Genomic DNA, 12,211 nt, shown 5'->3' on the forward strand with positions numbered 1-12,211 from the left:
CAAAAAAAAAGAGCTTTGAAGTGATTCAAAGCTCTTTTTTTATGGGGTTTGCACAAGGGATAGCAGTGTAAATCCTTTTCTATCCTGTCAGGGTTTAACCCTGACAGGATAGAAAAGATTGTAACGTATAGCCCGACCACGCTGTAAAGCTAGTGAAAGCGAGGATGTGCCCAAATGTTCCATCTATTTTTTATCAACAATAGGTCTTTCGGTACGGTTTGCTAGTTCCCAGGCAGTTACAAATGCAAATTTGGTTCTTTTTGTTAGTGCATCGTATTCAATTTTGTCCGGGCTGTCCGTTGGTTTGTGATAATCAGCATGTACTCCATTGAAAAGGAATACAGAGGGAACGCCATTTTTAGCAAAATTATAATGGTCAGAACGCTCATAGAAATGGTTTGGATCTTTAGGGTCGTTGTATTTATAATCTAATTCCAAATTGGTGTATTTAGCGTTTGCAACGGTACAAATGTTATCTAATTCAGTCGATAAGCGGTTAGCACCAATAACGTATACGTAATTGTTGTTGCCAGCATGAGCTTCATCACGACGGCCTATCATGTCAATATTGATATCGGTAATGGTGTTTGCTAATGGAAACAAAGGGTTTTCTGAATAATATCTAGAACCATGTAAACCGTGCTCCTCGCCGGTAACGTGAAGAAACAGGATTGAGCGTTTTGGGCCGTGTCCTTCTTTTTTAGCAATTTGGAATGCTTGTGCAATTTCAAGAAGTGCAACTGTTCCTGAGCCATCATCATCAGCACCGTTGTAAATTTCTCCGTTTTTTGCTCCTACGTGATCGTAATGGGCAGAAATCACAAGAACTTCATTTGGTTTTTCAGAACCTTCAATGTACGCCCAGATGTTTTCGGAATCCGGTAAGTTTTCGTTGCGTTTTGCATTTAGGAAAGCTGCCGGAATTTTTTGATAATAGTCAGAAGCGACAGTAGGAAAAGGAATAGCATTTTTCTTGTATTGATCGATGAGGTAAACACCTGCTTTTTTCTGACCTGCAGAACCAGTTTCACGGCCTTCCATTTCGTCCGAAGCAACAATGTAAAGGTGTGTTTTTAATTCGTCAGCAGTAATTGTATTCATATATTTTGTAGCGTCGATATTTGCGATACTGACTTTTTGAGTGGTACAGCTCATGGTTAAAACAACAATTAGACCTAATATAGGGATTTTTTTCATGTTTTTAATGTAAATTGATAAATGTATAAAGAGCAAAAAATGATAATATAATAGAGATTAGTATTAAATTGATAAAAAATAGCAGGCTGCATTTTATAAAGGAGATAAAGCGAGTTTCCCCATAAAAACGGCGGTGCGCCGGATAGAAATAATAAAACATCCATCCAATACCAATAAAATTAACTAGTATCTGTATGAAAGAAACGAGACTTGATTCTGAAAATGGCGTTAATCCTTTGTTAATCATGAACAGCAACAAAAAGAGTAATAACAAAAAGGAAAAGTAATGTAAGGTAAAAATACCATGATCAAAATAATACCAGCGTTTTTTATTGTGGAATAGCCAGAGGGAAAAAGCAAAAATAGGCATGAATACAAAAAGGACTTTTGAAAAATTATGGATGAATGATTCTGTGAACTTTTTTAATAGGTCTCCTTTTGGGTTGTTGTCTAATACAATTTGGACTTTCCTGTTGGCCCAATAACTAAAATCGGATAATTTTTCCGACTCCGGTGCGTGTTTTTGTATCGAATCTAATTCCATAACTGATTTATAGCTAAAATATTCCTCGTCAACAACCGCAATATTGTTTTTAATGGAATCTTTTTCTTCTTTTGAATCAGTTTGGGTCTTTTTAACCGAATCATTTTTGGTTATGGTATTCTGAAACGATTTGTTTTTGGTGGTGGTGGTGGATTTTTTTTCGATAGTTTTTTCTGAAGAATTGATTTCACCAGGGAAAATAGCAATCAATAGAAAAGTGATAAAACTAATAAAAATATAAAGTCGAACCGGAGCCAAATAAGACAATCGTTTTCCTGATAAATACTCCTTAGTTAAGGATGCCGGTTTGAATAATAGGTTTTTGATGGTTTTCCAAAAGGCGTTTTCATAATGTGTTAAATCCTCAAAAAAATGGATAAAGAGGTGGTGAAATGTCTTTCGTGTATCCGTATTTTCTTGCCCGCAATTAGGGCAGAATCTATTTTCTACCACATATTTGCAATTAAGACACGTTTTGTCGTTTCTGATTTTACTTTTTGACATAAAAAAAACAGTATAAATTCTAGACCTTTTGTTAAATTTTAATCTATAAAACTAACAAAAAAACCGAACTTATACTGTTTTTAAAAAATATATTTAAAAAATTACTTCAAAACTTCTTTCAAGAAAGAATTCATACGTTCCCAAGAACGTTTTGCCGCTTTTTCGTTGTAGGCGGCTCCTTTAGAATTATCATTTCCAGCTTCAGGTTCTGTAAAAGCATGTACTGCATCAGCGTAATAAATCATTTCCCAATCTGCTTTGGTATCTCTCATTTCTTGTTGAAAAGCGGCTACTTCTGCAACTGGAACATAAGGATCATCAGCGCCATGTAGCACCAAAATTTTTGCAGCAATTGGATTATTTACTCTTGCAGCATCACGTCCTAAACCTCCGTGAAAAGAAACTGCTCCTTGAATTTTCAATCCTGCTCTTGCTGCTTCAAGTACGCCAGTTCCTCCAAAACAGTAGCCTATCACCACAATATTATCTGGATTTGCGCCTGCTTTCACTAATTGATCTAAAGCAAGTTGAATGCGTCTTTGATAATCAATTACATTATTTTTGTAAAAACCAGCTTGTTTTCCAGCTTCTTGCGTGTTTGTTGGGTAATTTCCTTCACCATAAATATCAGCTACAAATGCATAATACCCCATGGTTGACAGTTTTTCTGCAGATTGTTTTGAATGCGTGTCGATTCCTTTCCAAGCGGGAAGGATTAAGATTCCAGGTTTAGTTTTGCTTCCTTTCTTAGGAGCAATTGACAATCCATTTAATTTTTGATTTCCATCCGTGTATTTTACTGCTTTTAATTGTGCTAATGCACCGTTGGAAAACAATACAAATCCTAAAAAGGCAAAGAAAATATTTTTCATATTTGGTGTTTTTATTTTTACAAATGTCTCGATTAATTAGTCATAAAATTAGGACTTTGATTTTTTTAATTTATAACAGTATCTTTAATTCTTATGGTGGACCAAGAAGTTATTACTCGCCGGGGTGATAGATCTTTTGTGCATTTTTTTGAACATCATCTTTATAAAACAAGACGTCTTTAAATTCTCCTTTTCGGTACATTTCAGCTTGGTCGTAAAAATGTTTTAATTTTGGATCGCCACTGTTTCCTCCTGCCAATAAAGATTTAGCTTTTATCTTTGTTCCAAATTCTACCGCGCACACAAAACTATTTCCGTTAGTTCCATAGCGTTTTTTAGTGTCTTTTTGATAATTGCTTTTAAAAGCGGGTAAACTTCCCCAAAGTGCCGGTCCATAGCCTACAGGCAAACTTTCCATGGCATCATTGTAAGTCATAGTAATATCGCCAGATGTTCTCTGGAAACGATTGATTTCTCCCCAAGGAATTTGCCAGGTTCCAAATTTCATTTTCAATTCATTCACTACCATCTGCAATTGTGGAATCAGTTGGTCTGGAAAAGCATTTTTTGCAAAACTCATGGTGTTTTCTATTTGGTCTAATTCTCCTTGATTAGTATATACTTTTTGAATAATAGGATCTAATTTATAAGCCCATTCGACAGCTAAGGTTGTAGCAACAGAATTTTCTTTGGCGTAATAATCCCAATTTTTTAATAGCGTTATCGGTTCTAAAAGTTCTGTGTAAATAGGATTATCCGTGTGGAGGTTTTTTTCGAAAGTGGAAATTAAGGATGGAATTAAAAATTCGAATGCTGTTAGTTTTGTGTCGTAACCGTCTGCAATTACTTTGTCGAGCGTATATTTATTGCCTTTACTCAATAATCGCACGGCATTTAATCCTCTGAAACTTTCACCATCTGGTGCCATGTAAGGCAAGTAATTTTCTTCTTTCGGACTATTTTCGCCGGCTACGGTATACGGTGTAGAGTTACAGTTTTGAAGCCAACCGTTTATGGGATTATAGGAATGTACCGTCTCTGAAACGTCGTGTAATCCTTTCCATTGGGTTGCCGGTGTTGTGCCATCCATCACTTTTGACCAATTTAGTTTTTTGTCCCGAATAGGAATAAAATTCCCGTGCCAGTAGGCAATATTTCCTTCTTTATCGGCATATACAGTATTGTTAGAGGTATTGGCTTTCAAATTCATTGCCTTTTTATACTCTTCAAAACTTTTCGATTTTGTTCTCACCCAACTTTGTTCCAGACTTTTCATCGAACGATTATTGGATTTTAAACTAATCCATTTCCCGTCTCTTTTGGCCATGATTGGGCCGTGATTGGTATAGTAGGTGTTGAATGTTTTAGGAATCAATTTTCCGTTTTCCAGATACTTTATGGTTATTTTTTTCTCGATGACCGGAGCTAATTTGTTGTTGTATTCGTAAAATAGTTTGTTGTTTTTAGTCACGATTTTCTCGGCATACATATCTGCCACATCCACATTCGATGAGGTATGCATCCAGCCACAATTTTCATTAAATCCTTGGTAAATAAAAAATTGCCCCCAAGTTACTGCTCCGTAAGCGTTCAATCCTTCTTCGCTGCTCATTTGTATTTCCGGCCTGAAATAAAAAGTAGTATGGGGATTAATGTATAAAATGGAATTTCCTGATGCTGTGTTTGAAGGAGCAATTGCAAATCCGTTAGAACCAGTTTGCACTTCTTTTTCACGTTCTATGTACGCTACTTTATCAGTGTTTCCTGAATAAAATGCTTTCAATTCTCCGGTAGAAAGGTCAGCGGTGCTTATGGCTCCAATACTTCCATCCGTCCAAAGTAACGGAAACCAAGGTTCAAAATGTGTTAATAAAGCGGGCTTTACTTCGGGGTGATTGTATAGGTAAAAGTTGATTCCGTCCGCATAACTGTTTAATAATTTTTTCAACCAAGGCGCTGCTTTTTTATAATCGGCTTTGGCTTCTTCGGTATCTATCAAAATTTTGATTTCTAGATCATTGTATAAAACCGATTGTCCTTTGATTTCTGAAAGGCGTCCCAGTTTTTCAATGTAATTTAGTTCTACCCGTTTATAATCGTCTTCACATTGCGCGTATAGCATTCCAAAAACAGCATCTGCATCAGTCTTGCCATACACGTGTGCAATTCCCCAATTATCTCTGATAATGGTTACTTGTTGTGAGAGTTTTTTTAGTCTGACTATTTCTTGGTTTGATATCTTTTGTGAAAACATGGAGAAACTAAAACAAAAAACTAGAATTGTAAGTGGCAAATGATTCTTGAAATGTTTCATCTTATTATTATATTAGAAACTTACATTTCTTTTGAAAGCGCAACCCAATTCAATTATAGAATCGGTTTTGGCTATACCTGGAATAGTATCTATTTTTTCGTACAGAACTTTTCGCATGTGTTCATGATCCCGTGCAATAATTTTTATATAAAGGGTAAAAGATCCTGTGATGTAGTAGCATTCCGTTATTTCAGGAATGTTTTTGAGTTCTTCAATAATCCTGTCAGAATCTTGGTCTTTATTTAAAGTAATTCCGGTAAATGATCCCCAATCGTAACCTACTTTTTTTTCATTGATTACCGGTTTTATTCCAGTGAGTATTCCTTGTTCTATTAATCTGTTGATGCGTTGATGCACCATGGTGTTTGATATTTTTAGATTGGCTGCAATGGCTGAATAGGCCATTCTTCCGTCTTTTTCTAATTCTTTGATAATATTGATGTCGAACTCGTCTACTATATCCATGTTGGTTTAATTATAAATGGTGCTTTTGTGTTTGTATAAAAGTACTTATTTTTATTTATTTCGGAATGCATCTATAAATTGAATTGTGAATTTTAAAAATGACTTATTTTTAATCTAAATTAAAGAAATATTTTTAAATACTATCTTTATAAAAGTCAAAAAAATATTTTTATTGGTAAATTAAAAAAAAATAGTAGTTTTGTGCTTTATTATATTAAATAGAAATATCATGACACACACAGAACAAAACCTTTCTTCAAAATCTGAAGCGTTGATAGCAAAAGAGAATCATTACGGAGCTCACAATTACCATCCTTTACCAGTAGTTTTAGAAAGAGGTAAAGGTGTTTATGTTTGGGATGTGGACGGAAAAAAATATTATGATTTTTTATCGGCATATTCTGCCGTAAATCAAGGACATTGTCATCCAAAAATTGTTGGTGCTATGGTAAAACAAGCGCAAACATTGACTTTAACTTCACGTGCTTTTCATAATGATCAATTAGGACCTTTTGAAGAATATGTAACTAAGTATTTTGGTTTTGATAAAGTGTTGCCTATGAATACTGGTGCAGAAGCTGTTGAGACTGCTTTGAAATTATGTAGAAAGTGGGCGTATGAGGTAAAAGGAATTCCTGAAAACCAAGCACAAATTATCGTTTGTGAAAATAATTTCCACGGAAGAACAACAACAATTATCTCTTTTTCGAATGATGAAACTGCTCGCAAAAGCTTTGGACCATTCACGGCTGGATTTATTAAAATTCCATACGATGATGTAGAAGCATTGGAAAACGTATTAAAATCCACACCAAATATAGCAGGATTTTTAGTGGAACCTATTCAAGGAGAGGCTGGAGTTTATGTTCCTGCCGAAGGATATTTGGCAAGAGCTAAAGCACTTTGTGAGGCGCATAATGTTTTATTTATTGCGGATGAAGTGCAAACAGGAATTGCGCGCACTGGGAGATTATTGGCAACTTGCGGAAATTGTGATTGTAAAAAAGGATGTGAAAACAATCCTGAAGTGAAACCCGATATCCTAATTCTAGGAAAAGCTATTTCTGGAGGTGTGTATCCTGTTTCGGCAGTTTTAGCGAATGATCACATTATGAATGTGATTAAACCAGGACAACACGGTTCTACTTTTGGAGGAAATCCAATTGCTGCTGCTGTTGCTATTGCTGCGCTTGAAGTAGTAAAAGAGGAAAATTTAGCACGAAATGCAGCTTATTTAGGAGAAGTTTTAAGAACCGGACTTAATGAGATAGCTTCGAGAAATCCGTTGATTACAATGGTTAGAGGTAAAGGATTATTGAACGCCATAGTTGTCAATAGTGATGAAGAATCTGATTTAGCTTGGGATATTTGTATGAAATTTAGAGATTATGGATTATTGGCAAAACCAACTCACGGAAACAAAATTCGATTTGCACCGCCATTAGTAATTACGGAAGCTCAAATACATGAATGTTTGGCTATTATCGAAAGAGCATTAAACGATTTCAGATAATGGGAAAAACAATAAAATTAATAAAAAACCGATCCGATATTGGAGCAGGTACACGTGGCTCTGATTTAGGAATTGATGCTATCGAAATTGCTGCAATAAATCAAAACAGTGATTATTTTAATCAATTTGAGTTTGAAGATGTCAAAACGCATAACGAATCCATATATGATAAAAACCGAAGTTCTTCCGCAAAAAGAATTGAGCATGTTGTAGAGCAATGCACCAGAGTTTGTAATGCAGTAAAGAAAAATTTAGAAGGAAATTATTTTCCAATAGTTTTATCAGGAGATCATTCTTCTGCATTAGGGACTTTAAGTGGAGTCAAAGCAGCGTATCCAGAGCAAAATATTGGTGTGTTTTGGATTGATGCCCATGCTGATTTGCATTCGCCTTACACTTCTCCATCGGGAAATATTCACGGGATGCCTTTGTCTGCTGCACTTGGCGATGATAATTTGAGTTGCCAGAATAACGAAGTCCCTTCGGAAACCCAACAGCATTGGGAAGACATGAAAAATATAGGCTATAAAGGACCTAAAGTTCTGGCTGAAAATCTGATTTATTTCGGTGTTCGTGATACAGAAGAAGAAGAGGATAAGCAAATTGAAAAGTTAAACATCAAAAATTATAAAGTTGACGAAGTACGTTACAGAGGATTGGAAACGTGTGTTAGTGAAGCTTTGTCAAAATTAACGCATTGTGAAGTTTTGTATATTTCTTTTGATGTGGATTCCATGGATTGCGATATGATTTCGTATGGAACAGGCACACCGGTTCCTAAAGGTTTTGATCAGTATGAAATCATAGCGATTATCAATCAAATTATCCAAACTAGAAAAGTTGTTTGCATTGAATTTGTGGAGGTAAATCCTTTGTTGGACACCAAAGGGAATAAAATGGCAGAAACTGCTTTTGAAGTTTTGGAATCTATAACGACAACACTTGTTCTTCCTATTGAATAGTTTATTTTTTTAAATACATAGGAAAGCCCGAAATCAAATTTTAGATTTCGGGCTTTTTTATTTTTATAAGAATAGTAAAACCTAATTCGAATAATATTTCTTTTTTAACCAAAAAGCGACGTTTACCAAGATTATCAAAGCAGGAACTTCTACTAAGGGCCCAATAACTCCTGCAAAGGCCTGTCCGCTATTGATTCCGAAAACACCAATGGAAACGGCAATAGCCAATTCAAAATTATTTCCCGATGCGGTGAAGGAAAGCGCAACGGCATCTCTATAACTGGCTCCGATCTTTTTTGAAACAAAAAACATCAGGAAAAACATAATGGTGAAGAAAATGACTAACGGAATTGCAATTCTAATGACATCCAGTGGTAAATCAACAATCATTTCACCTTTTAAACTGAACATTATTACAATTGTAAAAAGTAACGCAATCAAAGTAATAGGGGAGACAAAAGGAATAAACTTTTGATTGAACCATTTGTCACCAATGAATTTCTTAATCGCATAGCGGCTGATTACTGCTAATGCAAATGGAATGCCTAAATAAATTCCAACAGTTGTAGCAATTTCAGCAATTGTAATATTTAATTCTAGTCCTTTTATTCCGAACAATGGCAACATGATTTCCAAATAAAAATACGCATATAAACTAAAGAAGAACACTTGAAGCAAACTATTAATCCCAATTAATCCAGCTGTTAATTCCCTATTCCCTTCGGCTAATTCATTCCAGACAATTACCATGGCTATGCAAGGTGCAATTCCAATGATTATTAAACCGGTCATGTATTCCGGATAGTCTTTCAAAAAGAATGTTGCCAATGAAAACATTAAAAATGGACCAACTATCCAAGTGATAAAGAAAGAGGCGGTCAGTAATTTTGGCTTTTCAAACATTAAAGGAATTTTTGAAAAATCAATTTTAGTCAAAGGCGGATACATCATTAATATTAATCCAATTGCCAGAGGAACATTGGTCGTTCCGCTTGAAAACGAATTGATAAAACCGCTGCTTGAAGGGATAAAATATCCAATGGAAACGCCAATCGCCATTGCCAGAAATATCCAAAGTGTCAAGTAACTATCGAGAAAGTTTAATCTTTTTTTAGCGGCCATTATTGTGATTTTATTTGAGAGAAAACATAAAACATTTCGGTTGCAATTTGCAAACTGCGTTCCTGATATTTTTCTGCTTGTAGTGGCGTATTGTCAAATGCTTTAGGATCTTCGAAAGTAATAGGAATACGAGTTTCAGCACCTGCAATAAATGGGCAACCACCATCAGCTTGTGAGCAAGTCAATATTGCTGCAAATTCACTTTGCGGATTAAAATTGTCATCATACGTTTTAGAAAAACCGATAATAGGATGTTCGTTCTCTCCATATTTTATGGCATAAATAGGATTATTTCCTGCTGCAATAGTTTTTATTTTAAATCCCGATTGTTCCAATGTTTTTGCTGCCATTGGAAATAAAGCCGTTGCTTCAGTTCCGCCAGAATAACAAAACACATTTTTTATATTGAAATGTGCGGCTGCAGTTTGTGTCCAAACCTGCGATAAATGGCTTCTTCTGGAATTATGGGTGCAGATTAAGTTCAACCGAACTTCTTGTTGGTTGGTCACTTTATTTTGGATAAAATCAATAAGTGGTTGCAAAACGATTTTGCGCTCTGCTGTTATAGTTTGAAAATCAAAATTGGCAATTATTTTTTCTATTTCTGTAAATAGGATGGATTTGGTTAAAGTCATTTTATAATTTTAAAGAATTAGCAACAGCCTCCACCAGGAGTACAACTGTTTGATTGAGTTGGAATTTCTGATAATTTTACTTTTTGTTTTTCTGCGGGAATGCCACATTGGTCTTGAGCCAAACAAGCGGTTTGTTTGTTTAAAAGAGTGAATTCAGTTCCGTTGAAACCAATATCGTATTTTCCGATAGTTTTCTCTTGGAATTCAACTTCCACCTCGTAATCTTTAATGCCTAAAACTTTCTCAGATAATTCAATTATATCCAATAATTTTTTTGGTTTTAGACGGTGTTCAAAATCATTAGCATCCCATAATTGGAAATTTACCACAATTTCTTTTCGAACTTTTCCCCCGCAATCAATGAAGTTTTTGGTAATTAAACCCACTTCGGTTACATGAAAATGTTCTGGGACATAAGTGCCGTTTGGCAATATAAAAGTAACGTTTTCTAACGTGCTTAACTCTTTTTTAATTTCTGATAATTTCATGATTTGTGTAATTTAAAATTAACAACATTGATTTTTCTTATTTTCTAAATGGGTATTGATATGTTCAAAAAATCCTTTTATTTTATTAAATCCTTTTTCATTTAGACAATAACAAATGGAAGTTCCTTCAAAATTACCTTTTATAAGTCCTGCATTTTTTAGTTCTTTCAAATGTTGAGAAACTGTAGGTTGTGCCAAAGGCAATTCGTTTACAATGTCTCCGCACACGCAACTATTTACTATGATGAGGTGTTGAATAATAGCAATTCGTGCAGGATGGCCTATGGCTTTCGCCAAAGTTGCCAATTCGTTTTGCTCATCTGTGAAATGTTCTGATTTAGTAATTCCCATCGGCTTATATTTTAATATTGCAATATTACGATATAAATTTAAAAAAAACCAAATTTTAGAATAGTAAATTTTTATAGTAATTCAAATCTATATCTATTTCGATAGAAAATCAATCGACTCTTCCCTTAAAAATTTAAATAATTTTTCAAAAATAGCAATACTTCTTCTTTCTTTTATATTGACTGATACTTTTCATAGTCAACAGCATTAGGATTATTTCTCACTGCTACTTCGAGACAGGATTAATGACTTTTAATATCATGTTTTAGGATGTCAATTTATTCCTTTTGTAATAGTTAATTTTGAATTTTCCGCTAAGGAGAGTACTTCTTTAGCAGTATTCGTTTCTATATTTCTTAAATTTAAAACATTACAAAAAAAGATTGAAGTAATGTAAGTATTATTTGTGCGTTCCTGCTCATAAGAAAAGAGGCAATTAATTTAGCAATTAATTGCCTCTTTTCTTATGAGGAGTCGGGCTATCCGCTACAAGTCCTCGTTCCGTTGAGTTTGAGACTCAACTGTACTGTGGGCTTTTCACTACTATCCCTAACGCGGCCTAGGGTAATCCAGAGGTTTCTGTTATTATGATAAATTTAAAATCACATCAGCAACATCTATTTAGTTACATTAATTTAAGGAGCGAAGGATTTACTTATACCGTTTGAGTTTTGAATTTACTGTAATAAGGATTTCAAAAATTATAATTATTCTCGCAAAGCTGCAATTTAGATTGTCTTGGCGGCTTTGCTTCTTTGCGAGATTTCTTTCTCAATACCCTTTGTGGAAAAAGATATTTTTAAAGATTAATTGGTACTAGAATACTATATTACATTCTCTACCCACAAACACATGCATGGTTTTAACATATAAAGCCACCATGTCTACTCCTTGATATATAATGACACCTATAATTCCCTTCTATAAAGCTTCCATTCTCATTCCTTAATATATAATGGCTCTATTGTTTTACGTATAAAGCCGCTTTTTCTATTCCTTACATGTAATGACATCTGTAGTATTCATCCACAAATCCATCATATCCATTCCTTATATATAATGACATCCTCGGTTTTTTTCGCCTATTTGTCACCCTCTCTTTCGGAGAGCCCCAAGGCGTCGGGAGGGGAGAGTAAAATAATTTACTTTCAAAATTCACGTTTTCAGCTATTTAAAGTTTAAGTTAAGAAAAGGACAAAAAAAGAGTTTAAAAAAGCTTGAATAACGGTATAAAGGATGTAGTT

The 12,211-nt window shown here is 34.5% G+C and carries 11 protein-coding genes; 2 read left to right on the forward strand and 9 right to left on the reverse strand.

The genetic code is table 11. The features are described from left to right. Positions 1-183: 183 nt before the first annotated feature. The 5 genes from ACNQF6_RS15530 to ACNQF6_RS15550 all read right to left on the reverse strand — a co-directional run bounded on the left by ACNQF6_RS15530 (position 184) and on the right by ACNQF6_RS15550 (position 5,896). On the reverse strand, positions 184-1,197 hold the full coding sequence (locus ACNQF6_RS15530) for a M28 family metallopeptidase (RefSeq protein ID WP_417966918.1): 1,014 nt from the start codon (positions 1,195-1,197) through the stop codon (positions 184-186). 4 nt (positions 1,198-1,201) lie between these two features. Next, entirely contained in the window at positions 1,202-2,245 is a 1,044-nt protein-coding gene (locus tag ACNQF6_RS15535; protein WP_417966919.1) for a DUF3667 domain-containing protein, read from the reverse strand. 101 nt (positions 2,246-2,346) lie between these two features. Further along, a complete protein-coding gene (locus ACNQF6_RS15540; RefSeq protein ID WP_417966921.1) occupies positions 2,347-3,117 on the reverse strand; it encodes a dienelactone hydrolase family protein in 771 nt (256 codons plus the stop codon). Positions 3,118-3,229: 112 nt separating this feature from the next. After that, positions 3,230-5,431 carry a penicillin acylase family protein gene (locus ACNQF6_RS15545; protein WP_417966923.1) on the reverse strand — a complete coding sequence of 734 codons (2,202 nt, stop codon included), beginning with the start codon at positions 5,429-5,431 and terminating at the stop codon, positions 3,230-3,232. A gap of 12 nt (positions 5,432-5,443) precedes the next feature. Then, on the reverse strand, positions 5,444-5,896 hold the full coding sequence (locus tag ACNQF6_RS15550; protein WP_417966925.1) for an Lrp/AsnC family transcriptional regulator: 453 nt from the start codon (positions 5,894-5,896) through the stop codon (positions 5,444-5,446). Between the two features lie 229 nt (positions 5,897-6,125). Here ACNQF6_RS15550 and rocD point away from each other — a divergent pair, with 229 nt between their 5' ends. Next, a complete protein-coding gene (rocD, locus tag ACNQF6_RS15555) occupies positions 6,126-7,409 on the forward strand; it encodes an ornithine--oxo-acid transaminase (protein WP_417966926.1) in 1,284 nt (427 codons plus the stop codon). Further along, entirely contained in the window at positions 7,409-8,371 is a 963-nt protein-coding gene (locus tag ACNQF6_RS15560) for an arginase (protein ID WP_417966927.1), read from the forward strand. The genes rocD and ACNQF6_RS15560 overlap by 1 nt, the downstream gene beginning before the upstream one ends. An 81-nt stretch (positions 8,372-8,452) precedes the next feature. On the opposite strand, the gene arsB is transcribed toward ACNQF6_RS15560, so the two are convergent. The 4 genes from arsB to ACNQF6_RS15580 are packed head-to-tail and all read right to left on the reverse strand — an operon-like array spanning position 8,453 to position 10,967. After that, positions 8,453-9,493, reverse strand: coding sequence for an ACR3 family arsenite efflux transporter (gene arsB / locus ACNQF6_RS15565; RefSeq protein WP_417966928.1), 1,041 nt, complete (start codon positions 9,491-9,493; stop codon positions 8,453-8,455). Next, positions 9,493-10,128 carry an arsenate-mycothiol transferase ArsC gene (locus ACNQF6_RS15570; protein ID WP_417966929.1) on the reverse strand — a complete coding sequence of 212 codons (636 nt, stop codon included), beginning with the start codon at positions 10,126-10,128 and terminating at the stop codon, positions 9,493-9,495. Before ACNQF6_RS15570 ends, arsB begins: the two co-directional genes overlap by 1 nt. A 17-nt stretch (positions 10,129-10,145) precedes the next feature. Further along, positions 10,146-10,616, reverse strand: a complete 471-nt coding sequence (locus ACNQF6_RS15575; protein ID WP_417966932.1) for a DUF6428 family protein — start codon at positions 10,614-10,616, stop codon at positions 10,146-10,148. 18 nt (positions 10,617-10,634) lie between these two features. Beyond that, positions 10,635-10,967, reverse strand: coding sequence for an ArsR/SmtB family transcription factor (locus ACNQF6_RS15580; protein WP_417966933.1), 333 nt, complete (start codon positions 10,965-10,967; stop codon positions 10,635-10,637). Positions 10,968-12,211 lie beyond the last annotated feature (1,244 nt).

Source organism: Flavobacterium pasteuri (assembly GCF_048286615.1).
Lineage (GTDB): Bacteria > Bacteroidota > Bacteroidia > Flavobacteriales > Flavobacteriaceae > Flavobacterium.

What these genes read in the sequence shown, in the direction of transcription:
- ACNQF6_RS15570 (WP_417966929.1), bottom strand. Translation starts at nt 10,128, where the DNA reads ATGACTTTAACCAAATCCATCCTATTTACAGAAATAGAAAAAATAATT.
- rocD (WP_417966926.1), top strand. Translation starts at nt 6,126, where the DNA reads ATGACACACACAGAACAAAACCTTTCTTCAAAATCTGAAGCGTTGATA.
- ACNQF6_RS15575 (WP_417966932.1), bottom strand. Translation starts at nt 10,616, where the DNA reads ATGAAATTATCAGAAATTAAAAAAGAGTTAAGCACGTTAGAAAACGTT.
- ACNQF6_RS15580 (WP_417966933.1), bottom strand. Translation starts at nt 10,967, where the DNA reads ATGGGAATTACTAAATCAGAACATTTCACAGATGAGCAAAACGAATTG.
- ACNQF6_RS15540 (WP_417966921.1), bottom strand. Translation starts at nt 3,117, where the DNA reads ATGAAAAATATTTTCTTTGCCTTTTTAGGATTTGTATTGTTTTCCAAC.
- ACNQF6_RS15530 (WP_417966918.1), bottom strand. Translation starts at nt 1,197, where the DNA reads ATGAAAAAAATCCCTATATTAGGTCTAATTGTTGTTTTAACCATGAGC.
- ACNQF6_RS15545 (WP_417966923.1), bottom strand. Translation starts at nt 5,431, where the DNA reads ATGAAACATTTCAAGAATCATTTGCCACTTACAATTCTAGTTTTTTGT.
- ACNQF6_RS15550 (WP_417966925.1), bottom strand. Translation starts at nt 5,896, where the DNA reads ATGGATATAGTAGACGAGTTCGACATCAATATTATCAAAGAATTAGAA.
- ACNQF6_RS15535 (WP_417966919.1), bottom strand. Translation starts at nt 2,245, where the DNA reads ATGTCAAAAAGTAAAATCAGAAACGACAAAACGTGTCTTAATTGCAAA.
- ACNQF6_RS15560 (WP_417966927.1), top strand. Translation starts at nt 7,409, where the DNA reads ATGGGAAAAACAATAAAATTAATAAAAAACCGATCCGATATTGGAGCA.
- arsB (WP_417966928.1), bottom strand. Translation starts at nt 9,493, where the DNA reads ATGGCCGCTAAAAAAAGATTAAACTTTCTCGATAGTTACTTGACACTT.